The sequence below is a fragment of the Mesorhizobium sp. LNHC232B00 genome, assembly GCF_000502435.1.
In the GTDB taxonomy this organism is placed as follows: Bacteria; Pseudomonadota; Alphaproteobacteria; order Rhizobiales; family Rhizobiaceae; genus Mesorhizobium; species Mesorhizobium opportunistum.
This window is the reverse complement of record NZ_AYWP01000002.1, coordinates 95,111-118,178: the sequence shown is the minus strand read 5'-3', so window position 1 is coordinate 118,178 and position 23,068 is coordinate 95,111. Positions and strand designations below refer to the sequence as shown.

26 protein-coding genes are annotated in these 23,068 nt (G+C 63.1%); 14 read left to right on the top strand and 12 right to left on the bottom strand.

The genetic code is table 11. The features are described from left to right. Window positions 1-5 precede the first annotated feature (5 nt). Window positions 6-800, bottom strand: coding sequence for a methyltransferase domain-containing protein (locus X743_RS165895; RefSeq protein ID WP_023763768.1), 795 nt, complete (start codon window positions 798-800; stop codon window positions 6-8). 194 nt (window positions 801-994) lie between these two features. Between X743_RS165895 and X743_RS165900 the strand changes: the two genes are divergently transcribed. The 4 genes from X743_RS165900 (at window position 995) to X743_RS165915 (ending at window position 5,876) form a co-directional block, all read left to right on the top strand. Further along, window positions 995-2,614 (top strand): NAD(P)/FAD-dependent oxidoreductase, encoded by a 1,620-nt coding sequence (locus tag X743_RS165900; RefSeq protein ID WP_023763767.1) that lies wholly within the window; start codon window positions 995-997, stop codon window positions 2,612-2,614. Next, window positions 2,601-4,166, top strand: coding sequence for an NAD(P)/FAD-dependent oxidoreductase (locus X743_RS165905; protein WP_023763766.1), 1,566 nt, complete (start codon window positions 2,601-2,603; stop codon window positions 4,164-4,166). Before X743_RS165900 ends, X743_RS165905 begins: the two co-directional genes overlap by 14 nt. Before the next feature lie 211 nt (window positions 4,167-4,377). Beyond that, window positions 4,378-5,613: an aminomethyltransferase family protein gene (locus X743_RS165910; protein ID WP_023763765.1), complete on the top strand. Its 1,236-nt coding sequence runs from the start codon at window positions 4,378-4,380 to the stop codon at window positions 5,611-5,613. 2 nt (window positions 5,614-5,615) lie between these two features. Beyond that, window positions 5,616-5,876, top strand: a complete 261-nt coding sequence (locus tag X743_RS165915) for a hypothetical protein (protein WP_023763764.1) — start codon at window positions 5,616-5,618, stop codon at window positions 5,874-5,876. 5 nt (window positions 5,877-5,881) lie between these two features. Here the strand turns inward: X743_RS165915 and X743_RS165920 are convergent, their stop codons facing one another. The 4 genes from X743_RS165920 to X743_RS165935 all read right to left on the bottom strand — a co-directional run bounded on the left by X743_RS165920 (window position 5,882) and on the right by X743_RS165935 (window position 8,942). Further along, window positions 5,882-6,940 (bottom strand): dipeptidase, encoded by a 1,059-nt coding sequence (locus tag X743_RS165920; RefSeq protein ID WP_023763763.1) that lies wholly within the window; start codon window positions 6,938-6,940, stop codon window positions 5,882-5,884. Window positions 6,941-7,082: 142 nt separating this feature from the next. Then, a complete protein-coding gene (locus X743_RS165925; RefSeq protein ID WP_023763762.1) occupies window positions 7,083-7,382 on the bottom strand; it encodes a GNAT family N-acetyltransferase in 300 nt (99 codons plus the stop codon). A 2-nt stretch (window positions 7,383-7,384) separates the two neighbouring features. Beyond that, window positions 7,385-8,005, bottom strand: coding sequence for an alpha/beta hydrolase (locus X743_RS165930; RefSeq protein WP_023763761.1), 621 nt, complete (start codon window positions 8,003-8,005; stop codon window positions 7,385-7,387). Between the two features lie 4 nt (window positions 8,006-8,009). Continuing rightward, window positions 8,010-8,942 carry a VOC family protein gene (locus X743_RS165935; RefSeq protein WP_023763760.1) on the bottom strand — a complete coding sequence of 311 codons (933 nt, stop codon included), beginning with the start codon at window positions 8,940-8,942 and terminating at the stop codon, window positions 8,010-8,012. A 226-nt stretch (window positions 8,943-9,168) separates the two neighbouring features. Between X743_RS165935 and X743_RS165940 the strand changes: the two genes are divergently transcribed. Further along, window positions 9,169-10,737: an alkaline phosphatase family protein gene (locus tag X743_RS165940; RefSeq protein WP_023763759.1), complete on the top strand. Its 1,569-nt coding sequence runs from the start codon at window positions 9,169-9,171 to the stop codon at window positions 10,735-10,737. A 61-nt stretch (window positions 10,738-10,798) separates the two neighbouring features. Here the strand turns inward: X743_RS165940 and X743_RS165945 are convergent, their stop codons facing one another. Beyond that, complete coding sequence (locus tag X743_RS165945; RefSeq protein ID WP_023763758.1) at window positions 10,799-12,100, bottom strand: PRC-barrel domain-containing protein; 1,302 nt, start codon at window positions 12,098-12,100, stop codon at window positions 10,799-10,801. 281 nt (window positions 12,101-12,381) lie between these two features. On the opposite strand from X743_RS165945, the gene X743_RS165950 reads away from it, so the two are divergent. Next, the gene (locus tag X743_RS165950) at window positions 12,382-13,302 is read left to right on the top strand and encodes a diacylglycerol kinase family protein (RefSeq protein WP_023763757.1); all 921 of its coding nucleotides are present in this window, start codon (window positions 12,382-12,384) and stop codon (window positions 13,300-13,302) included. Window positions 13,303-13,331: 29 nt separating this feature from the next. Here X743_RS165950 and X743_RS1000000170290 read toward each other — a convergent pair whose 3' ends face one another. Then, window positions 13,332-13,505 carry a hypothetical protein gene (locus X743_RS1000000170290; protein ID WP_013892673.1) on the bottom strand — a complete coding sequence of 58 codons (174 nt, stop codon included), beginning with the start codon at window positions 13,503-13,505 and terminating at the stop codon, window positions 13,332-13,334. 133 nt (window positions 13,506-13,638) lie between these two features. On the opposite strand from X743_RS1000000170290, the gene X743_RS165955 reads away from it, so the two are divergent. Beyond that, on the top strand, window positions 13,639-15,171 hold the full coding sequence (locus tag X743_RS165955; RefSeq protein ID WP_023763756.1) for an HWE histidine kinase domain-containing protein: 1,533 nt from the start codon (window positions 13,639-13,641) through the stop codon (window positions 15,169-15,171). Window positions 15,172-15,199: 28 nt separating this feature from the next. On the opposite strand, the gene X743_RS165960 is transcribed toward X743_RS165955, so the two are convergent. Together X743_RS165960 and X743_RS165965 are read right to left on the bottom strand one after the other, a co-directional pair. After that, the gene (locus X743_RS165960; protein ID WP_023763755.1) at window positions 15,200-15,682 is read right to left on the bottom strand and encodes a hypothetical protein; all 483 of its coding nucleotides are present in this window, start codon (window positions 15,680-15,682) and stop codon (window positions 15,200-15,202) included. Between the two features lie 11 nt (window positions 15,683-15,693). After that, on the bottom strand, window positions 15,694-16,020 hold the full coding sequence (locus X743_RS165965; protein WP_023763754.1) for a DUF883 family protein: 327 nt from the start codon (window positions 16,018-16,020) through the stop codon (window positions 15,694-15,696). A 333-nt stretch (window positions 16,021-16,353) separates the two neighbouring features. Between X743_RS165965 and X743_RS28540 the strand changes: the two genes are divergently transcribed. Further along, entirely contained in the window at window positions 16,354-16,803 is a 450-nt protein-coding gene (locus X743_RS28540; protein WP_031257401.1) for a response regulator, read from the top strand. A 42-nt stretch (window positions 16,804-16,845) separates the two neighbouring features. Here the strand turns inward: X743_RS28540 and X743_RS165970 are convergent, their stop codons facing one another. Together X743_RS165970 and X743_RS165975 are read right to left on the bottom strand one after the other, a co-directional pair. Next, a complete protein-coding gene (locus X743_RS165970) occupies window positions 16,846-17,397 on the bottom strand; it encodes a sigma-70 family RNA polymerase sigma factor (protein ID WP_013892668.1) in 552 nt (183 codons plus the stop codon). Window positions 17,398-17,400: 3 nt separating this feature from the next. Then, complete coding sequence (locus tag X743_RS165975) at window positions 17,401-17,604, bottom strand: NepR family anti-sigma factor (RefSeq protein WP_013892667.1); 204 nt, start codon at window positions 17,602-17,604, stop codon at window positions 17,401-17,403. A gap of 224 nt (window positions 17,605-17,828) precedes the next feature. Here X743_RS165975 and X743_RS165980 point away from each other — a divergent pair, with 224 nt between their 5' ends. The 6 genes from X743_RS165980 (at window position 17,829) to X743_RS166000 (ending at window position 21,306) form a co-directional block, all read left to right on the top strand. Then, window positions 17,829-18,623, top strand: a complete 795-nt coding sequence (locus tag X743_RS165980; protein WP_023763751.1) for a response regulator — start codon at window positions 17,829-17,831, stop codon at window positions 18,621-18,623. A 207-nt stretch (window positions 18,624-18,830) separates the two neighbouring features. Continuing rightward, on the top strand, window positions 18,831-18,995 hold the full coding sequence (locus X743_RS1000000170285) for a DUF1328 domain-containing protein (protein WP_013892665.1): 165 nt from the start codon (window positions 18,831-18,833) through the stop codon (window positions 18,993-18,995). Between the two features lie 179 nt (window positions 18,996-19,174). Beyond that, complete coding sequence (locus tag X743_RS165990; RefSeq protein ID WP_023763750.1) at window positions 19,175-20,206, top strand: sensor histidine kinase; 1,032 nt, start codon at window positions 19,175-19,177, stop codon at window positions 20,204-20,206. A 132-nt stretch (window positions 20,207-20,338) separates the two neighbouring features. Further along, a complete protein-coding gene (locus X743_RS1000000172705; protein WP_023763749.1) occupies window positions 20,339-20,515 on the top strand; it encodes a hypothetical protein in 177 nt (58 codons plus the stop codon). A gap of 135 nt (window positions 20,516-20,650) precedes the next feature. Next, complete coding sequence (locus X743_RS165995; protein ID WP_023763748.1) at window positions 20,651-20,977, top strand: hypothetical protein; 327 nt, start codon at window positions 20,651-20,653, stop codon at window positions 20,975-20,977. Window positions 20,978-21,060: 83 nt separating this feature from the next. Then, the gene (locus X743_RS166000; RefSeq protein WP_023763747.1) at window positions 21,061-21,306 is read left to right on the top strand and encodes a YMGG-like glycine zipper-containing protein; all 246 of its coding nucleotides are present in this window, start codon (window positions 21,061-21,063) and stop codon (window positions 21,304-21,306) included. Between the two features lie 94 nt (window positions 21,307-21,400). Here the strand turns inward: X743_RS166000 and X743_RS166005 are convergent, their stop codons facing one another. Further along, window positions 21,401-23,041 (bottom strand): CHASE domain-containing protein, encoded by a 1,641-nt coding sequence (locus X743_RS166005; protein ID WP_023763746.1) that lies wholly within the window; start codon window positions 23,039-23,041, stop codon window positions 21,401-21,403. Between the last annotated feature and the right edge of the window lie 27 nt (window positions 23,042-23,068).

Genomic DNA, 23,068 nt, shown 5'->3' with positions numbered 1-23,068 from the left:
GCCGGCTATCCAACCGGCTTCCAACCGCGCAGATGAGTGGGACGGTGCTCGCCACTGTCAAGCACCTTCTGCATGGCTTCCCAGGTCCTGATATTCTTGTCGACATAGGCCGCGCCGACCACGGCTGCGACCGGCGCATAGAGTAGTCCTTTCAGCCTTTCCAGCTCGCCGCGCGCCACCTCCTGATACCAGGGATTGCGGTCCCTGATGGTGACATCGGCAAAGCCCGCACCGCGCATCGCCTGCGCATAGCGCGCCGGCGATGCCATGGCGAAGGACAGCCCTTCGGCGTCGACATACGCCTTCATCTCGGGTGACGGTTCGCCGTCATGCCCAATCATCCAGTTGGAGGCCGCGAAAACACCGCCGGGCTTCAGCACGCGGAATATCTCGGCGAACAAGGCGTCCTTGTCAGCCACATGCAGCAGCGCGTCCTTGGAAAAAACGACATCGAAGGAGCGATCGGCGAAAGGCAGCGGTCCCGGTGGCGCCTGGATGAAGCTGGCGCGCTCCGTGAGCCCCCGCGCGGCGGCTCGCCGTCGGGCCGCCTCGATCACCGGCTGTTCGACATCGAAACCGATTGCATGGACGGCGCCATGGCGCTCGACCAGATGCAGCGTGACGCCGCCCGAGCCGCAGCCGATATCGAGGATCGTCCTGCCCTCAAGCGAAAGACCTTGGACCACCCGGTCGACCTCCTCGGGTCCACCTGGCGACAGGTAACCATCGCCCCACAGCGCCTCGAGGAAGCGGATGGCGGTGTCGTCATACTCCGGCTCGGCATCTGCCGTTTCGATCATACGATCCCCAATCGATGAATGCCCGTTTCGAACGTCGGCAAAGCGTAGCGCATGCGAAGGAAAACGCAACATCATTTGTTGAACATTCATTCAGTATGGCTGGACAGAATGGCGGATGCCATGCCAAATTCCGCGCAATCGGGAACAGATCACGCAAAAATGAACAGCGGGTCGCACGTGAGAATTGGGCCAAAATGAAAGCTTGGGATGCGATCATCATCGGCGGCGGACACAACGGGCTGGTCAACGCCTGCTATCTGCAGCGCGCCGGGCTCGACGTGTTGTTGGTCGAGAAGAACGACTGGGTCGGCGGCGCCGCCACCAGCCGCGAGTTGACCCCGGGCTTCCTCTATTCCAACTGCTCCTATGTCTGCTCGCTGTTCCGTCCCGAGATCATGCGGGACCTGGAACTGCCGCGCTTCGGCCTGCAAGTCATCTCCTACGAAGGTGGAGCGGTGTTCACCCGCGACGGCGACTATCTCGCCAATTACCGCGACCACGATGCCCATCGGCGCGAATTCGCCCGCTTCTCCAAACGCGACGCCGAGGCCTATGACCGCTACGCCCGCGATGTGACGCGGCAGTGCCGCTTCATCCAGCCGCTGTTGATGCGCACCGCGCCCGACCCGACCAGCCTCAAGCCGCGCGACCTCGGCGAGCTGCTCTATCTCGGCAAGAAATTCGCCGGTCTGTCGGCGGAAGAAATGGCGCTGACGCTGCGCTTCTGGACCATGTCGATCTCGGAGTTCCTCGACGAATATTTCGAGACCGATGTCATCAAGGCGAACTTCGCTTTGTCCGGCATCATCGGCACCGCGCTGGGGCCGATGTCGCCGGGTACGGCTTACGTGCTGCTGCACCACTATATGGGCGAGGTCGACGGCTCGGTCGGCGCCTGGGGCTATGCGCGCGGCGGCATGGGCGCGGTGACCAAAGCGCTGGCCGCTTCGTTCAAGGCCTCGGGCGGCACCATCCGCACCGGCGCCGAGGTCGACCATGTGCTGGTGAACCGAGGCAAGGCCAAGGGCGTGGTGCTGGCCGGCGGCGAGGAGATTTACGGCAAGCTCGTCGTCTCCAACGCCGATGTGAAGCGCACTTTCCTCAAGCTGGTCGAGGAAAAGGAGCTGCCCGACATTTTCCTGCGCCGGGTCAGGAACTTCAAGATCCGCGGCTCCTCCGGCAAGGTCAACATCGCGCTCGATTCGCTGCCGGAATTTCCGGCGCTGCCGAAGGATTCACCAGTCTATCGCGGCGACATGCATTTCACCGATTCGATGGAGCGCATGGAGCGCGCCTACGACGACTGGAAGGCCGGTCGCTGGTCGGCCGACCCGTTCCTCGACATGGTGATCCCGACAACGCTCGACCCGACGATGGCGCCGCCGGGCAAGCACTTCATGAGCTGCTTCGTGCAGTATGCGCCGCCCAAGGTGAACGGCCGCGACTGGACCGACGCCGATCGCGACGGCTTCGCCGAAAGCGTGATCGCGCAGATCGCCGAGTACTCGCCGGGTTTCCGCGACCGCATCATCCATATGGAGGTGCGCACGCCGCGCGAGATCGAGGCCGAGGTCGGCCTCACCGAAGGCAACATTTTCCAGGGCGAACTGACCTTCGACCAGCTTCTGTTCAACCGCCCGGTGCCCGGCTACGCGCAATACCGTTCGCCGCTCGGTGGCCTCTATATGTGCGGCTCCTCGACCCATCCAGGCGGCGGCGTCATGGGTGCGCCCGGCCGCAACGCGGCGGCGGAAATCCTGCGCGATCTCGCCAAATCCACCTCGCATGTGAGCCCGGCCCATGACGTCATTTGATGCAATCGTCATCGGCGGCGGCCACAACGGCATGATCGCCGCCGCCACGCTGGCCAAAGCCGGCCGCAAGGCGCTGGTTCTGGAAGCCGGAACCGAAATCGGCGGCGCCGCGCGCACCGAGGAATTCGCGCCCGGCTTTCGCGTCTCGTCCGTCGCTCATCTGCTGAACCGGCTGCATCCCGATGTGGTTAAAAGGCTGGAACTGGAGAAGCACGGGCTAAAGATCGCGCGCGCCGACTTCATGCCCTCGGTTGCTCTGTCCACGGATGGTCCGCCGCTTGTCCTGCATGGCGCCTATGGCGAGGTGCTGACCGGCGCCAGTTCCTCCGAACAATCGGCCTGGAAGGAATTGCGCGCGCAGCTGCTGCGTTACGCCGGCATATTGAAACCGTTCCTCTCCCGCCGGCCGCTCGATCTTGCCGGTATGTCGCTGCTTGAGACGGCTGCCCTCGGCCAGGCCGCGCTGGCGCTGAAGAAGCTCGGCAAGGAAGACATGCGCGATTTCCTGCGCGTGCTGCTGATGAACGTGGCCGACCTGCTCGACGAACAGCTTACCGATATCAGGCTGAAAGGCCTGCTCGCCTTCGACGCGACGCTCGGCAGCCATCTCGGTCCACGCTCGCCGACTTCGCTGCTTGGCCTCTACTATCGCTTGGCCGGCGAGACCGGCGGGGCGGCTGGTGCGCAGATGCTGCCGCAAGGCGGCATGGGTGCGGTCGTCACCGCCATTCGCGCTTCGGCGGAGAAGTCCGGCGTGACAATCCGCACATCGGTTCCGGTCGCAAAAATCATTGTCGAGAACGGCCGCGCCGTCGGTGTCGCGCTCGACAATGGCGAGGAGCTGCGCGCCAGAACAATCGTCTCCGCCATCAACCCGGCAACCACCTTCCTCGATCTTGTCGGCCCGCGCCAGATCGACACCGGCTTCGTGCGCAAGGTGAAGAACATTCGCATGAAGGGTGATGCCGCAAAGCTCAATCTGGCGCTCGACCGGCCGCCGCAATTCGCCGGCGTCGATGCCGCCGGTCACAAGGGCCGCCTGGTCATCGCTCCCTCGCCCGATCACGTCGAGCGCGCCTTCAACCCATCCAAATATGGCGCGTTCTCGCCCGAACCGGTGATGGAAATCACTCTGCCCAGCCTTGCCGATCCGTCGCTTGCGCCTGATGGCGCCTGTGTGCTGTCGGCGGTGGTGCAATATGCCCCCTACGCGTTGAAAGAAGGCTGGGCTGCCGGCAAGCCGAACTTCCTCAAGGCTATCATGATGCAGCTCGAGGCTTACGCACCCGGCATCGGCAAGAGCGTCGTCCATGCCGAGCTCCTGACACCGGCCGACATCGAGGCGCGCTACCGCATGCCCGGCGGCCATTGGCACCACGGCGAACTGCAAGCCGACCAGATGCTGATCTCACGCCCCGTTTCCGGCTGGTCGGGCTACGACACCCCGCTCGACGGACTGTTCCTGGCCGGCGCCGGCTCGCATCCTGGCGGCGGTGTCTCCGGGGCACCCGGGCTCAATGCCGCGCGGCGTATTATTGCGATGAAGGGGTGAGCATGGTTTTTCTATTCACGGAAGTCCAGCCCTACGGCGCCCCCCTCTGTCCTGCCGGACATCTCCCCCTCTTGGGGGGAGATTGGCAGTCCGCTCGGTCGGCGCTTTCCTTGCAACGTCGAGAATTGGCGAAATCGCCGACGACGTCCAATCTCCCCCCAAGAGGGGGAGATGTCCGGCAGGACAGAGGGGGGCGCGAAGGAATGCCATCATGACCAGCCAGCTCAACAAGGTGCAACTGAAAACCCGTATCGCGGCGCAATCCCATTTCCGCACGCTGCGCCTCGGCACGCCGTTCCAGCCGCGCCTCGATGCGCTGGCCAAGACCCAGGACTGGTACAATTGGGCCGGCTATCGCGCGCCGCATTCACTGTGGGACGAGGAGCTCGAATATTTCGCCATCCGCAGCCAGGCGGCGCTGTTCGACATTTCGCCGATGACCAAATACCGGATCGAAGGGCCGGACGCCGAAGCCTTCCTCGACCGCGTCACCTTGCGCGATGTGGCGAAACTCAAGCCCGGCCGCGTCCACTATACGGCGTGGTGCGACGACGCAGGTTTCGTCCTCGACGACGGCACGCTGTTCCGGCTGTCGCCGACCCATTTCCGGCTGTGTTCGCAGGAGCGGCATCTGCCCTGGCTTCTCGACAGCGCCATTGGCTTCAGCGTTACGGTCGAGGAAGAAACCGAGGCCGTCGCCGGCCTTGCGCTGCAAGGGCCGACCTCCTTTGCTGTCCTGCGCGATGCCGGGTTCGTCGGCGTCGAGAAACTCAAGGTGTTTGACCTCGCCGATTTTCCCCATGACGGCGGTACCGTCAGCATTTCGCGCACCGGCTTCACCGGCGATCTCGGCTACGAACTGTTCGTGCCGGCCGACAGAGCGCTAAGCCTCTGGGACCGGCTGATGGCGTCGGGCGAACCGCGTGGTATCCGCGCCATCGGCTACACCGCACTCAATCGTGCGCGGCTCGAGGCCGGGCTGATCGTCGCCAATGCGGACTTCACCACAGCCGAGCACGCCATTCGCGCCGACCGCCTGCGCATGCCGGACGAGATCGGGCTCGGCTTCATGATCGATCCCGAAAAAGGCCATTTCAACGGCCGCAGCGCTATTCTCGAGGCCCGCGCGAAACGCAGGCTCCGCCATGTGCTGGTCGGACTGGAGATCGAAGGCAACGTCCCGGCCGAACACGCCATTGTCTACCACAAGAAAAGCCAGGAGGTCGGTCTGGTCAGCGCCGCCATGTGGTCGCCGATGGCCAAGCGCAACATCGCCATCGCATCGCTGGCGCGGCCCTACGGTGATACTGTCGTGGAGGACCTGTGGGTCGAGATCTACGCCATGCGCGAGCTGCAATACCAAAAGCTGATGAAGCGGGCCAAGGTGGTGGCGCGGCCCTTCATAAAACTCGACCGCCGCACCGCAAATCCGCCGGCGGATTTCTGACCATGGCCGACGAGACAGACAAGCAGGAAGAAGATGCGGAAGCCGCCGAGCAGTGGGAGCTGGTCAACACGCCGCTCGGCGAGAAATGGTCCGGCCGCACGCGCTATGCCGCCGCCATGTACTTCTACAAACGCGGCGAGATGAGCGCCGAGACGCTCGAAGTCTATCGCATCTGCGCAAGGCTCGATTCGGAAAACCCGCTGCCGATCATCAGGGATCGTGGCGTCGGCAAGGACTGGCTGAAGCGCATCGGCTTCGAATAGGTCGTTCAGCCTATCGTTTTTTCAAGCATGCTCAGCCAGTTGCGGTAAGCGATCTTCTCGATCAGCGCCCGCCCGAAGCCGCGCGCGGCCAGCGCGTCGATCAGCTTCGGCAGGCCGGCCACATCTCCGATGACTGCCGGGATCATGGCGCCATCGAAATCCGAGCCGAGACCGACGCCATCCTCGCCCAAGGCCTGCAGCAGGGAATCGACATGGCGCACCATGATATCGAGGCTGGTGTCGGCATTCATGCGGCCGTCCTCGCGCAGGAACCCGGTGGCAAAGTTCAGCCCGACCATGCCACCGGACTCGCGGATCGCGCCGAGCTGCCAGTCGGTGAGGTTGCGCGAATGGCCGCAGATCGCATGCACGTTGGAGTGCGTGGCAACCAGCGGTGCATCACTAAGCCCAACCACGTCGCGAAAGCCTTTCTCGTTGAGATGCGAGAGGTCGATCATGATCTTCAGCTCGTTGCAGGCCTTGACCAGCGCCTTGCCGGCGTCGGTCAGCCCGGGCCCGGTGTCGGGCGAAGAGGGAAAGCGGAACGGTACGCCATGGCCAAAGGCATTCGGCCGGCTCCAGACGATACCGAGCGAACGCAGGCCCGCGGCATGCAGCACGTCGAGCATGGTGAGTTCGGGATCGATCGCCTCGACGCCTTCGATGTGGAACACCGCCGCGATCGTCTCGCGCGCCATGGCGTCGCGGACATCGGCGGCGCTGCGGCAAACGGCAAGCGCTCCGGCCCGTTCCAGCCGAAACAGGATCGAGGCCATCGCGATCGTCGAGTTGAGCGCATCGGTGCGCGGGACTTCGGGAGGCAAAGGCTCGCTGTCGCTCGGTGCCGAGGGTACGGCGCTGCGCCTGGCTTTCTCGACCGGCGGCGGGAAGATGGCGAACATGCCGCCGGCAAAGCCGCCGGCCTTGGCGCGCGGCAGATCGATGTGGCCGCCCGATTTCCCCTCGCTAAACAGCTTTTCGACGTCAGGGTCCTTGGACTGATACAGCCTGAGCAGCGTGTCGTTATGGCCGTCGAAGACGGGGACGAGATCGGATGCGGTCATTGGGGGATCATTCGGTTCGTTTGTCGGCGCGGGAGCGATTATCATACCCACTTAGGCACGATGTGCTACCCGCGCAAATTACAAAGCCGTGCCGGCGGCTGACCTGTTGTCCCCGCGCAGCTGATCACCCGCCTGTTCGGTCCTATTGCTTCAGCACGTCGGCCCATTCCTTATGCCGGCGGAATTGGGCATTGGCGAACGGACAAAGCGGGATGATCTTCTTGCCCGCCGCTCGCGCATCCTCGACGGCGCGGGTTACGAGCCGAAGACCGGCACCCTGGCCGCGAAACGCGTCCGGCACTTCTGTGTGATCGATGATGATCTGGTGCTCGCCGATCTTGGTGAAGGTCATCTCAGCCTCGGCTCCGCCGGGGCCGCGCAAGACATAGCGACCCTTGGAGCCGCGATCCTCCAGTTCGATCTCAGGCAGTTGGTCGGGCATCTCTAAGCTCCTTGCGCGGCGCCGGCAAAAAACCGCCGGGCCGCCTCGATTTCGTTCGGCCGCACCTCGTGCCCGCCATCGTGCCACTCCACTGTGACATCGGCGCCGTCGGCACGCAAATAGGCTTCGAGCCGCGTCGTCAGGTTCGGCGGGCAGATCGGATCGCGCTTGCCGGCGGTCACCAAGATGTGACGGCCGGCGAGGCTGCCGTTGACCTGTGGTTCGAACGGGATCAGCGGATGCATCAGCACGGTGGCATCGAACTGCTCTGGTGCGGCAAACATCACCGAGGCCAGGATGTTGGCGCCGTTGGAATAGCCGAGGCCAAACACCGCCGAGGGCTTCGCAGCCTCGACATGCGCCTTGACGAAGCCGGCCATCTTGCCCGTCGCCCGCGCCAAATCGTCCATGTCGTAGACGCCCTCGCCGGTACGGCGGAAGAAGCGCGCCGCACCTTGTTCGGACACATCGCCACGCGGCGAGATGATGGCGGCCTGGGGCGCGAGATCGCGCCCCAGTGAGACAAGCTGGCTCTCATCGCCTCCCGTGCCATGGAAGACGAAGAGCAGCGGACCGCCGGGCGAACCGGGCAGCACCTTGTGAATGTAGGCGTCCTTGCTCATGGCTTCAGCCTTCCAGTTTCTGCAGATGCTGTTCGAGATAGGGTCTGAGATGCTGGTGCTGCGTCGGCAGCTTCAGCGCCTCCCCGAGATGAGCGGTATCCTCATCCCTGTCGAAACCCGGTTCGTTGGTGGCGACTTCGAACAGCACACCGCCCGGTGTGCGGAAATAGATCGCCCAGAAATAGTCGCGGTCGATCACCGGCGTCACCCCATAGCCGGTGTCCATCAACGCTTTGCGCACTTCGAGCTGCTTGGCGCGGTTCTCGACGGCGAAGGCGACATGGTGGACGGAGCCGGCGCCAAGATCGGCGAAGGCCGCCGTCGGCAGCGATTCGATGTCGACAACATCGGCGCCGTTGCCGTTTTTCAGCGCCAGCCGGCTGATCGTGCCTGATTTCTCGACTTCCTCGTAGCCCATGAACTTCAAGAGCTCCTCGGTGGCGCCGCCATCCTTCAGCCTGAGCGCAACCGAGTGAAAGCCACGGATCGCCTCGTCCGCGGGAATGCCGCCCTTGGCCCAGGGCGCACGGCTGTCGGCCTTGTCCTCGACCAGCGCGAAACCGTCGCCGTCGGGGCCATCAAACCTGATCCGCTTCTCACCGAAGCTCTCCTCGCGCGAGACGCCGGTCACGCCTTCATCGGCAAAGCGCTTTTCCCAATAGGCGAGCGTGCCCTGCGGCACGGAATAAACCGTGGTGCCGACTTCGCCGACGCCGCGACGGCCCTTGCCGATGTTGGGAAACGGGAAATAAGTCATCACCGAACCGGGCGTGCCGACCTCGTCGCCATAATAGAGATGGTAGACGTCGGGCGCGTCGAAATTCACGGTTTTCTTGACCCGGCGCAGGCCGAGCTTATGGGTGAAGAAATCATTGTTCTGCCTTGCATCCTTGGCCATCGAGGTGACGTGGTGCAGCCCCTTGATCTGGTCGAGCATTGTCTTGCTCCTTTCCTTGGTGTCTGTGCGGCCCTCGCCGCTGTCCACGCCAATATGAGGACACCGCCGTTTGCGGCAAAGGCGGCAAACACAGAATGGACTGTGCTGCAAAAGTGAACAATCGAACGATATCTGTTCACCAATCGGCTCACAGAAGCGGTCTTGCGCCATTGCCGGAAATCGGTTCCATGAGCGGCGTTCGAACATGCAGCGAAAGGTATAACACGTGGCTGGAACAGGCAGGCGCCCCAACGTTCTCCTGATTACCTGCGACCAGTGGCGTGGCGATAGCCTCTCGGCCGCCGGCCATCCCGTGGTGAAGACACCGAATGCCGATGCGCTGGCCGCCGAAGGCGTGCTGTTCAAGCGCCACTATGGCGGCGCCGCACCTTGCTCGCCGGCCCGCGCCTGCCTCTACACCGGCCTCTACCAGATGAACAATCGCGTCTGCCGCAACGGCACGCCGCTCGACGCTCGCCACGGCAACATTGCGCTGCATGCGCGCAGCCTGGGCTACGACCCGACGCTGTTCGGCTACACCGATGTCTCGCTCGATCCGCGCTTGCTGGCGCCAGGCGACCCAAGGCTGCAGAGCTACGAAGGCGTGCTGCCGGGTTTCACGGTGCGCCAGCTGCTGCCCGAGCATCAGAAGCAGTGGCTCTCCTGGTTGAAGCAGCAGCGCATCGATGTCAGCGCCGGATCGCCCGGCATCCATCGTCCCCTGGAAGACCACGCCGACGCAGTGACGGAGGCGCCGCCAGCCTATTCGAAAGACCATACGCCGACGGCTTTCCTTACCGGTGAGTTCATCCGCTGGCTCGGCGAGCAGGAGCAGGCCGCGCCCTGGTTCGCGCATCTCTCCTTCATCAGCCCGCACCCACCCTTCATCGTGCCGGAGCCGTACAACACGCTATACGATCCGGCCGAAGGCCCGGCCTTTCACCGCGCGGAGAGCTGGCGGGCTGAAGCGCAGAGCCATCCCTATCTCGCCTATGATCTTGGCGGGCAGAAACGCGCGAGGTTTCGCCCCGGCGCTGTAGGCAAAGTGCACGACTGGAGCGAGGATGATTTCCGCCAGATCCGCGCGATCTACTACGGCATGATCGCGGAGATGGACGCGCAGCTCGGCCGCGTCTGGCAAGCAGTCAAGGCCGCGGGTGCGTGGAACGACACCGTCATCGTGCTGACCTCGGACCACGCCGAGATGATGGGCGACCATTTCATGCTGGGCAAGGGCGGCTACTTCGACGGCAGCTATCACATCCCGCTGATCATTCGCGATCCACGACATCGCAAGGCCGCCGGCAGTTCGGTCGATCGCTTCACCGAAGCGGTCGACATCTTGCCCACGCTCATGGATCTGCTTGGCGAAGCCCCTGAACCGCATCTCGACGGATGTTCGCTGAGACCATTCCTGAGCGGCGGAACCCCTGCTGTCTGGCGCGACGCGGCGCATTGGGAGTTCGATTTCCGCTCGATCGCGGACGGCGAAGCCGAGCAGCATTTCGGCATTGCCTCGCGCCAATGCAATCTGGCTGTCATCCGCACCAAAAAATTCAAATACGTGCATTTTGGCGGCGGCTTGCCACCCTTGCTCTTCAACGTCGAGGCAGACCCTGGCGAACTGACCAACCTCGCCACCAGCCCTGCACATCTGTCCACTCGTCTGGAATTCGCTGAGCGGCTTCTCGCCTGGCGTGCCGAACATCTCGACCAGTCGCTGGCGCTGGCGGAGCTGACGGACAATGGTGTGGTGGGGTATGTGAGTGAGGGCAATAAGGGAGTAGGGCAGTAAGGGCGACATGGCCGGCGCCGACTTGGCACCCTACTGCCCTACTGCCCTACCGCCCTACTGCCTATCGTACAACCATCCGCTGCTGGTCGCGCTTTTCGGCATAGCTGCCCTTGTCATAGGCAGTTTGCGCCTCCAGCTGTTTCTTGGTGAACGTCGTGTAGAGGTACTTCTTGCCGTTCTTGTCGGTCATGAATTTCAAATTATCCATGCCGACAGCCACTTCCTTCGAGCCTATGCCAAGGAAGCCGCCGACGTCGACGATGACCGCGTCCGGTTTCTTGTCCGGGGTCAGCACCACATCGCCGATCTCACCGACCTTGGCGTCATCGGCGCCGTAAACGGTTGTGCCCTTAAGGTCGTCGACCCTGATCTCACCGATGGGCATGGGGGTCAGCGACGACTTGTCGATGGCTGCGGTCTGTGTCTGATCGGGAGCCGTAGCCGCGGGAGCCTCGGCGGTCTTGTCTGCGGGAGCGGCGGCAGGTGCGGTGGTGGCGGAGGGCGCCGTGGCCGGAGCGGTTGCAGCCGGCGCATTGGATGCCGTCGTCGCCGGCACAGGATCATAGGCCTTGCGGTTGAAATCCGGTTGCGCCTGCAGCTCTTCCTTGGTGGTCTGCGCGACCAGCCAGCGGTCACCGTTCTTCTCGGCCCACTTTGCCTTGCTGAAGTCGTAGGTCACGTTCTTGGCCCCGAGGCCCAGGAACCCGCCTACCCCGATGACCAGGGACTCGGCCTTGCCTTCCTTGGACAGCACGATGTCATTGACCTCGCCGATGTTCTGGGCGTCATCTCCGGTGCCGTTGTAGACGGTCTCACCGATGATGTTGGTGGCAAGATTGCCATCGGCGCGCTTTACCGGCTCGGCCGGAGCGGCGGCAGGTGCCTGTGCCGTATCGGTTGCCGCGGGTGCTGCCGCGTTGGAAGCCGCAGGCGCTGGCGCGGGTTCATAAGGCTTGCTGTCGAACTCCGGATGGGCCTTCAACTCGTCCTTGGTTGTCTTGGCAATCAGCCAGCGGTCGCCATTCTTCTCGGCCCATTGCAGCTTGTCGTAGTCGAAGGCGACATTCTTCGTTCCGACACCAAGAAAGCCGCCGACGCCGATGACGACGGATTTCGTCATGCCATCCTTGTCGAAGACGACATCGGTGACCTTGCCGATGTTTTCGGCGTCGTCACCGGGGCCGTTATAGACGGATTCGCCGATGATGTTGGTGACGATGCTACCTTCGGCGCGTATCGCCGAACCAGCGGCGGGCTGCTGGACGGAAGGTGTGGCCGGTCCCGGGCTTGCCTCGGTCTGCGCAAAGGCGCCGGTCGCGGCCATCGCTGCGAGTGCGGTCGAAGCTAAAAGGGTGCGGATCATGATCATCTCTCCTGCGTGCCTGAGTGCATCATTGCGTACACGCCGCGCCGGGTTTTGACCGTCGCCGAGCACGGCATTTCTACAATTCACAACGTCGTGAGCATGCTGTTGTTCCGACAAAAAGCGCGGCGTTCGTGATGAAAACCTGAAGCGAAATGCGGGGCAGCCCACCGTATGCAACGGCGGATTCCGGCGCCGCCGGAACCTTTCCCGCTTCGCGGCGTTTCAGCCTTTGGCTGGGCGAGTTCCGGCCAAACTGTGTCTTAGACAGCGGAGCGGGCATGAAATTTGCGGCGGTGCTGAACCGGGACGGTGGCACCCTGCGTACCACCGACCTCGCGGCTTTTTCCGACCGGATGCGTCGGACCTTGGAAAGCGCGGGCCATTCTCTCAGCATCGATGTCGTTGCCGGCAAGGACGTGGTCGAAACCCTCGACAGCGCTGCCTCGCGCCGTGCCGTCGATATCGTGTTGGCCGGTGGCGGTGACGGAACCATTTCCGCCGCGGCCGCCAGGCTGATGGGCAAGGAGAAAGCGCTTGCCATATTGCCGGCTGGCACGATGAACCTGTTCGCACGCGGCCTGGGCATTCCACAGTCGCTCGATGCCGCGCTGAAATCCTTCGCCGACGGCGAAATCATCGCCGTCGACATGGCCACGGCCAACGGCCAGCCCTTCATCCATCAGTTCTCCATCGGCATGCATGCGAGGATGGTTCAGTTGCGCCAAAGGATGGAATTCGGTTCGCGCCTGGGAAAGATCGGGGCTTCGGCTAAGGCGGCGTGGGCGACGATCAAGAATCCGCCGGCGATGAACGTCACGTTAAATATCGGCGAAACCGAGATCGCGGCGCGCATCACCGGCATCGGTATTACCAACAATTTGTTTGGCGAAGGCCACCTGCCCTATGCCGACAACCCTGCTGGCGGCGTGCTCGGTATCTACGTCACGGTGGCGCAGCAGCGTGCAGAACTGGTCAAATTCTTCTTCGACGTGGCGCGTGGCAAATGGCGCGACAACGAGCATGTCGAAATCCACCAAGCCGACCGGGCGGTTCTGAAAATCCACTCGGGCAGTAAGAAGTTCCACGCCGTGATGGATGGCGAACTGGTCAGGCTCGACCGCGAGACGACGCTCGAAATCCGGCCTGGCGCGCTCAATGTCCTGGTGCCGGCCAGCATTGCCGAGGCAAAGGCCGCCTGATGCGATCTCGGACGATGACGGTCAAGGCTCTAGTTGCTCGGCGCGCTTCCTTGCTCTGTCGCCGGCGTCTTGGCGACCTCGCCATAGATTTCGGCGATGCCCCAGGCCGCGAAGGCGAGAAGCAGTGCGGCGATCAGGATACGCAAGCCATGCCTGCCCCATCGCCCCTGACGCGCTTTGTTTTCGGGAATGATCTTGATCATGGCCGGTCCTTGTTTCGTTCCGCGCCTGTTGACGTTCTCGGTAACGGTTCCTTGCTAGGATGGTTCCGAGACGAGCCGATCGGCCGCAGGCCGGCGAAGCGGCAAAGACCGGGGCTGGGCTTTGGGGACTTGGGTGGATAGCAAGGTGGAAACAGTGGCGGTTCTGCCGGCCGCGGTTGCGCGCGCGGTGAGGGAGGAAAGCCGTCTGGCCGTGCTGCACGGGCTGGAGATGCTGGATACGGCCGCGGACCTGGACTTCGACCGCATCAGCAGCCTTGCCGCGACCGTCATGCGAGCGCCGATCGCCCTGGTCACCCTCGTCGATATCGAGCGGCAATGGTTCAAGTCCTGCTTTGGCCTGGACGAGACCGAAACGACGACCGACATCTCATTCTGCGCCCATGCCATCGCCGCCGGCGACGAACCCATGGTGGTGACGGACGCAACGACGGATCCACGCTTCAAAACCAACCCGCTGGTCACCGGCAAGCACCATGTGCGCTTCTATGCCGGCGCGCCGATGCTGGTGGCCGGCGCAAGGATCGGCACGCTATGCGTCCTCGACCGCAAGCCGCATGCCTATCCTTCCCCCGCCACGCTCGACCAGTTGAAGACGCTCGCCGGCCTCGCCGCCAGCCTGTTCACCCTGAAGGATGCAACCCGCAGCGGCGCTATCGCCGAGGCCGCACTGGCGCGCGAGGAAAAACGACGCGCCATCGCGCTCGACGCGGCCTCGCTTGCCAGTTGGGCATGGGACATCCGCACCGACATCATCGAATGCGATGTCCGGCTGTCGGAACTGTTCAACCTGCCGCGCTCGACCCGGCTGCGGGCACGAGACATCCTTACCGCCATCGATCCGCGCGACGTCTACCAGACCGAGACCCGCTTTCGCGACGCTTTGACCGGCAGTGACGACTACTTCGGTGAATATCGCGTGAAGGGCTTCCATCCGCCGCGTTGGGTCGCGACGCGTGGCCGTGTCATCGAACGCGACGGCGAGGGCAAGCCGACGCTGATTTTCGGCGTCAACTACGACATCTCCGAACGCAAGCTCGGCGACGAACGGCAGCGGCTGTTGCTGCGCGAACTCAACCATCGCGTCAAGAACACGCTGGCGACCGTCCAGGCGCTGGCGACGCAGACCGTGCGTCATGCCCGCCAGCCGAGCGAATTCCTGGAAGCCTTCGGTGCCCGGCTTCAGGCCCTGGGCATCGCGCACAATCTCTTGTCCGACCGAGAGTGGCGCGGCATCGGCATCCGCGAACTCGTCCAGATCGAGACCGGACCCTTTGACACAGCCGGCCAGCCGCGCATGACGATTTCCGGCGCCGACCTACTGCTGTCGCCCGATCAGGCCGTCGGTCTCGGCCTTATCCTGCACGAATTGGCCAGCAACGCATTGCAATATGGATCACTGTCGGTTGCGTCGGGCAAGGTCGATCTCGGCTGGAAGGCGCAAGGCAGGAAGAGCGACCGTCGCCTGGTGCTGACCTGGCGCGAAACCGGCGGCCCGCAGGTTGCCCCGCCCCAGCGCCACGGATTTGGCTCGATCCTCATCCGGCGCAGCCTGGCCAAGGTCCTTTCAAGCGAAGTGACCCATGAATTCCGTCAGGAGGGCGTATTCGCCGAAATATCGATGCCCCTGGAAGACCTGTCGAGATGACGGACCCATCCGGGCCGAAGCGGCGGCGTTATTTCCCCTCGCCGGCATCATCCGGATGGTCAGCGCCGGGCTTGGAGTTCTCGCGGTAAATGGCATAGGCCGCGAGCGCCACGGCCGGGCCCAGAATGATCCCGAGGCTGCCTTTTCCCTTGAGCCCCCCTCCCTTGAGCAACGTCGGCAGCAGGGCCAGTGCGGCCGTGACGCCGATCGCCTTCATGTCGGTCTTGCGCCGCTTTGCCTCGCGGCGAGCGCGAGCGCCGGACATCAACCGATGGATCAGGAGAACGAGGCTCGCGACCACCAGAAAGCCGACACCGAAACCGAGCGCCGCCGCCAGCGATCCATAGCGGGCCGCCGCCCAGATATAGGCGGCCCCCACCAGAAAGCCGAGACCGCACAATGCCGCCAGAGCGGCGAGCGCATAGACGATGGCCGCCGTACGCGCGCGGCGCACGGCAGCCATCGTTTCACCTGAAGCGAAACCCGAGAGCAGCGATGCCAGCAGTCCCATCTGCGGCGTGACTAGCGACGCGCGAGCAGCGCGAAGAGGAAGCCGACGCCGGCGGCGATTGCCAGTGACGTCACAGGCTTTTCGCGTACGCTCGCCACCATCTGCGCCTCGATATCCCTGGCGTTGCCGCGCAGGCTGTCGAAAGCCGCTTCACCCTGGGCCCGCAACTGCTCGACACTTTCGGCCGCCGCACGACGCGCGGTGCCGTAGCCGTGTTCACCGGTCTTGGCCAACTGTTTGGTAAGCTTGTCGATATCGGCCTTCAACTGCCTGATATCGGCCTCGAGGTCCGAATTCGCCCGCGCCTCGTTGGCGGTCTTTCCTGCGGCAGCTGCCATTGCTTAACTCCTTGTGATTGCTCGATTTCAAACGCGCCGTGCGGCTTAACGTTCCGGCATCGGTCCAAACTACCTGGAAAGCTGCCCGCGCGCACCCGATCTGGCAAGATGCATTGCGTCAGAGCTCGGCCCTCCCGAGCTGCTTTAGCGCCTCGCAACCGCCGTCGCGCCAGACGACCAGCTTGCGATCCATCAGCTGAAAAGCGCCCATTCTGGCTTGGCATTTCGACCCCTCCTCGAGAGCCCGCCGGGCGGCAGGCAAGATTTTGAAACGCTTTGCCGGGATCGAAGTTCCGACGAGCGGCGGGATGTCTCTGTTAGACGAGCGGCGGCATGTCTTTTTTAAATGACAACGGCCCAAATAACCATCATGACTTCCACCGTTTCAAGGAGCCATTGCCTGTGCCCCCGTTACTTGATGGATTGCGCATTCTTGTCTTGGAAGACGAGTTCCTCATAGCCATGGACGTCGAGCAGCTTTGCCGTGACCACGGTGCAGGCGAGGTGGTGATTGCCCGCGACCTGACCGAAGTCGATGGCCGAAAGGTCGCAACGCAATTCGACGCGGCCATCGTCGATCTGATGCTGGGCGGCACTTCCACGCTCGAATTCGCCGCGGGCCTGCGTGAAACAGGCGTCCCCTTCGTGTTTGCCTCCGGCTATTCGGATGCGGACGAGATTAAGGCAACGTTTCCAGGGGTGAGGCTGGTCACCAAACCCTATTCAGGCGAAGATCTGGTCGAAGCGGTGGCGCTGGCCTACGGACGTGGCTCGCTTGATTGAGACCGACGCGGCGGCATCCGGGTTCCCGCTACAGGGCACGCTTCAATGCGCTGCCGTCCCTGTGACCTGGGTCGAGATCGCATCGGGACCATATTCATCTTCACCGGAGATCTTCAGGATTTCCTGCAGGCGCGTGCGGGCCCTGCTGACCCGGCTCTTGATCGTTCCGACCGCGCAACCGCAGATTTCGGCGGCCTCCTCGTAGGAGAAGCCCGAAGCACCGATGAGGATGATGGCCTCACGCTGGTCTTCCGGCAATTGCTCGAGAGCGCCACGAAAATCCTTGAGGTCGAGTTGGCCGTGCTGGGCCGGATGCACCGCAAGCCTGGCCGTCATGATGCCGTCGCTGTCCTGCACCTCGCGGCCCCGCTTGCGCATTTGCGAATAGAACTCATTGCGCAGGATGGTGAAAAGCCATGCCTTGAGATTGGTGCCGGGCTGGAAGCTCTCATGCTTGTCCCACGCCTTGACCAGCGTCTCCTGAACGAGGTCGTCGGCCTTGTCGGCATTCTGCGTCAACGACACGGCAAAGGCCCGCAAGCTTGGGATCGCCCCAAGCAGATCGGTCTTGAAGCCTTGGGAGACCGCTGCCATGCCTCAGTCCTTCTTCTGCGCGGGTTCGGTCCGTTCCAGTTGCCTGAGCAACTGGGCAAAGCGATCCGGCACATCGTCGGAGACCAGCTCGTCGTAATACTGCTTGAGTTTGCGTCCGATTTCGGAGTTCGGCCCGAGCGGGTCGCCCGAACCGTTCCGGCGCCTGCCCGCGGCGCCAGTCAAAATTTCTTTGGTCATATCCTTCATTTCGCCCTTATATTCCCAGCACGGAAGCCGCTTGAATTCAACTCGACACAAGGCAAGCGGCATCCTCGTCTGGTCGCCCATCCCAACCCCAAACGCCGTTCGCGCCCATTCGTTCCATTTGCGCCGGAACTTTTTCGGAGAGCCCGCGTTATGTTAGCTGGGCCTGCAATCAGCTCGACCTGCAAATCCAGGCAATCGCGTCATTCTGAGGGAGACGTCCTACCATGAGTTTATCCGCCACCATCGCCCCGCACCTGCCGTTCCTGCGCCGCTTCTCGCGCGCCGTTTCCGGGTCCCAGGAGAGCGGAGATGCGCTGGTCGCCGCGATGCTCGAGGCCATCATTGCCGATGTCGATATTTTTCCCGAAGCATCGAGCGACCGTATCGCCCTCTACAAGGTTTTCGCCAAACTGTTCACGTCGGTCGCCATCCGTGTTCCGCAGGAGCAGGCACAATCGGCATGGGAGCAGCGCGCAGCCGCCAATCTCAATGCGATCGCGCCGCTTCCCCGGCAGGCCTTCCTGCTGGTCGCCGTCGAAGGCTTCAGCGAGGACGAGGCGGCCGAGATCCTCGACGTCGGCGACCAGGAATTCTCCGAGCTGCTCGCCCAGGCGAGCAATGAGATCTCTCGCCAGGTGGCAACCGACGTGCTGATCATCGAGGACGAACCGTTGATCGCCATGGACATAGAGGAGATGGTCGAGAGCCTCGGCCACCGCGTCGTGGGAACGGCGCGCACCCATGCCGAAGCGGTGACGCTGTTCGGCAAGACGCGGCCGAAGATGGTGCTGGCCGACATTCAGCTCGCCGACGGCAGTTCGGGTATCGAAGCGGTCAACGAGATCCTGTCATCAACGTCGGTGCCGGTCATCTTCATCACCGCCTTTCCCGAGCGCCTCCTGACCGGCGAGCGCCCCGAGCCGGCTTTCCTGGTGACGAAGCCATTCAACCCCGACATGGTCAAGGCGCTGATCAGCCAGGCGCTGTTCTTCGACCGTCAGGCCAAGGCCGCCGCATAGACCCGGCGTCCAACCGCAAGATCCGACTGGCAACAAGACTTCCCGGCAAGGGCCGCCCGATGCCGCATCGGGCGGGCCTTTGCAAGCCGGGGTTCCCTCATCAGCGATTTCCCCGGAACCGTTTGCAAGCGTCGTCTTTTTCAGCAAATGGTGGAACAAACCGCAACCACCCACGTTTTGCTCGCACCATTCGGAAGGAGATGAACCATGCTTTACTGGGCGCTCGTATTTCTCGTCGTGGCCATCATAGCCGGCGCGCTTGGTTTCGGCGGCATCGCCGGCACGTCTGCTGGCATCGCGCAGATATTGTTCTTCGTCTTTCTCGCCTTCCTGATCATCTCGCTTCTTGCCGGTTTGTTCAGGCGGGCATGAGGCGACCTTCATTCAGGCGAACACTGGAAGCCGCACCCCTCAAACGGTTTCCAGCCACCGCCGGGCGGTGTCCCTCAAACGGACGCCGTCCGGCGGACCGCTATTTGGAAGCTGGTTTTTCCTTGGGAACCCATTTGCCGGGGAACCGTTCAGCCTAGCAGGGGTGGACAGATTGACCGATGCGCTCCAAGACTTCAGATAGGACGGAAGGCGCGGGGAGTGACGAAGTCATCGCGCTGCATCCGGCGGAAAGCGGCATGCAGCTTGGCCGGGCGCTTCTCCACGCGCTGCACAATGCCGGCATTTCCGTCCTCTATCAGGATCGCGAGATGAAGACCGTATGGGCTCGCAACATGCGTGCGCCCTGGGTCTCCGACAACGCCGAGGGCAATGGCATCTTGCCGGTAGCGCAGGCCGACCGCATCCGCGCCGCAAAGGGCGATGTCGTCGCGACCGGCAATCCGGAGCGGCTTGAGATCAGTGTCCCGGGCGAAGATGGCATCCGTTGGTTCCAGGTATGGGTCGATGCCGACCATGGCGACAGCGGCGATGTGCAAGGCGTGGTCACCACAATGGTCGAGACGACCGAGCAGAAGCGCCGCGAACAGACATTGACGACGCTGTTACGCGAAGTCAGCCACCGCTCGAAGAACCTGCTGGCGATCATCCAGAGCATAGCGACCCAGACCGGCCGCTATTCCGACGGCATCAGCGATTTCCTGACCCGTTTTCGTGGCCGGCTGCAGTCGCTGGCGTCCTCCCAGGACCTGGTGACTTCTTCCAACTGGCGCGGTGCGGCCCTCCATGAACTGGTGGCAAGCCAGGTCGGTCGCTATGGCACGAGCACATCGCACAGCCTTCACTTCCGGGGCGCCAATCCCTACCTCAATCCCAACGCCGCACTGCATATTGGCCTGGCGATGCATGAGCTCGCCGTCAACTCGGTCAGCTATGGTGCCCTGTCCCGGCCGGACGGTTTCGTCGAGGTGAGCGCCGATCTCAACACCGCAACCGCCGGTGAGGTCGTCCTGTCGCTGACCTGGGCCGAAGCCATTGGAACCCATGGCGGCCGAGGCAGTCAAAAGCGTTTCGGCAGCGTCGCGCTGGAGCGGGTGGTGCCCACGTCCCTGAATGGAACCGCGAACCTCGATATCGTGGATGGCCACCTCGAATACCGCCTTGTCGTTCCGCACAGCAATTTCGAGACATAATGAGCGCGGTGGCCGGGAACGCCCGCGGCGGCCAGCGATTCTTAACCGGCTGTTCACCATGAGGGCGGATGCTGTTTTACCCAGATACTGCTGCAACCTGCTTGGGTTGCGACAAGGTATTGGGAGGAATGCTTGACCGTCTCCGACATGAACAGACTGGAACAGGCGGCTCGTGTTTCGATGGGCGAATTCCAGGATCCCGACGCATCCGCGGAACCACTTTTCCCGCCTCATCACGGTCTGCTGTGGGGGGTGGTCCTGGCCGCGGCCGCGACGATTCTCCTGGTCACCGTGTTCCGGCTGACCTGACTGCGATCCATCCTGCCCCGCCGGCAACGGGGACGTGATGTTAGCTGCTCGCGACAGCCATTATTCGCTAGCCACCCCCCAGGAACCAGGAACTTTTGGCCGATCTGGACCGTTATTGTGGCGAGAGGGTTCGCCATGGAACACATCACTGCACTGTTGCTGGTCATCGGTTGCACCAACTCGATGGCCGATTGTCATGAGCTGCAGGTTCCGGTCAGCGTCTTTGCGACCGCCGACGAATGCACCGCCGAGCGTCCCTTCGCCGTGGGCGATGTGCGGGGGCAGGCGCAACATGTCGTCGCCAAGTGCCTCGCCGTCGATCCCGCACTCGAGGATGACTATGATCAGATCGTCTGGAATGTGCATACCGATGGCAGTCTCGACGCCTCGCTGGCGATATCCAGCCTCGTCGTGGCATCGAACGCGGCGCGCCCAGAAAAAGGCGACCTTAGCCAACAATAAATTGGAGCAGCAAAGCCCGTTATTTCATGCTAAATGGCTGCTGGTGCTTACCAAAGTGTGGACACAAAGTGAGGAGTGACTCAATGCGGAAGATGATTATTGCCATGGTTGCGGTGGCTGCTCTAAGCGGCTGCACCTCCACCGAGCAGGACGTGGTTGGCGGCGGCTTGATTGGCGCCGGTATCGGCGGCCTGGTCGGCGGTGGCAAGGGCGCGCTGATTGGTGCGGCCGTCGGTGCCGGTTCCGGCCTGCTGGTGCGCAAGCTGCAGAACGGCTACTGCCAGTATCGCGACCGCCATGGCCGTATCTACACGGCACGCTGCAACTAATCTGCGATAATGGAATGCAAATCCGGAGGCCGTGTCCGGCCTCCGGATTTTTCTATGACCGGCAATCTGTGTATCCTTGCTGACAGGCTGAACCTCAGCCGACCAAGGGAATTCTGATCTCCACCTTCAGACCATCGGCCTGGAAATCGCGTTTGATCGTGCCACGCAGTTCGCGCGTGACGTTGAGGTCGATCAGCTTGGTGCCGAATCCGGTTTCGGCCGGCGCCTCGACTTTCTTTTTTCCGGCCTCCCGCCAGTTCAGCGCCAGCGTCCGCTCGCGCCCACGCCCTTCCAGCGACCAGTCCACCTTGAGCGCCCAGTCACTGCCAAGCGAATTGGCGGAATTGCCGGCATCGCCATATTTCAGCGCGTTGGTCGCCAGTTCGTGGAAGGTCAGGCCAAGCGACTGCGTCGTCGTCTCGTCGAGCAGTACCTCCGGCCCTGACAGCAGCCCCTCGGGCAGTTCCTTGCCGAACACCTGGCCAAGCTCGATGCGCAGCAGATCGGCGAGATCGGCCTTCTGCCAGCGCGAGCGCGTCAGCATGTCCTGGGAAGCCGCCATCGCCTGCAGCCTGGCCGAGAAGGATGCGGAAAACTCGTTGACGTCGGTCGCCCGCGACGCCGTCTGCCGCGCGATCGCCAGCACCCTGGTGATCGAATTCTTGATGCGATGCTTCATCTCCTGCAGCATCAGGTCCTTTTCGAGCAGGCTCTTTTCGGTCGTCTCGTGCAGACGCGATGCCGCCTCGTAAGCCCGTTCCTGATAGCGCGCCACCAGCGCGATGGCGCCTGCCGCGAGCAGGCCGAACAGCCCCAGCATCACCGGGATGGCGCGCGACGACGGTTGCAAAAAGGCGCTGGTCGGCCTGAACAATATGGTCCATGCGCGGCCGGCCACCATGATCTTGCGGGTAACCAGCAGCCCGTCGCCAAACGACGAAGCGGGCGGCGTCTCCGACCGGAACAACAGATTGTCGCCGTTCACCGTGCCGTCATAGATCTCGGTGTTGACCGGCAGCAGCGGCGTGCGGCTGAGCGCGATCTGGAACAAGTCGCGGGCCCGGAAGGCTGCGTAGAGAAAGCCCGCGGTCGAGGATCGCGATGCGTTGATGACCTCGGGCGCGGTTTCGACGTTGAGCCGCACGAAGACCAGGAAGCCGGTGAAGGTCTGCGCGGCGCCGGTGCCTTGGCCGAGTTGCACCAGCCCGCTCGCGTGCTGCTGGTCGTCTGCCATTGCCTTTTCGATCGCCGCGCGCCGCACCGGCTCGCTGAACATGTCGTAGCCGATACTCGCCTGGTTGGAGGGATCCAGCGGTTCGAACAGAGTGATGGGCGCGCGCCAGGGCTGCGTCGTATCCGGATAGACCGGATGGCTGGCGCCGAAATCGTGGAGGATATCGCGTTCGACAGCCGCCTCGTCGCCCGTCTTGACGAGTTGGAGGAACCCTATGCCGCGCAGGCCGGCGAAATTGTCCTTCATATCCAGCGCGTTGAAGAATGCCTTGAACTCATTCTGCGATATGTCGCCGTTGCGGGCGTCGAACAGAGCCTGCGTGGAACGCAGCAGCGACAGATGCAGGTCGATACGGCTCTCGATTCGGTTGAGCGCATCGTCGGCCGCCCCTTCGAACTTGATGCGGGCGGCTTCCTGCGTCGCGAAATAGGCAAACCCCGCCATGGTCATGCTGATCAGCGCGACCACGATGAACGCGACGATTGGAAAAAGCTTCTTCAACGGATGATGCGGTCCATGAGCGATATC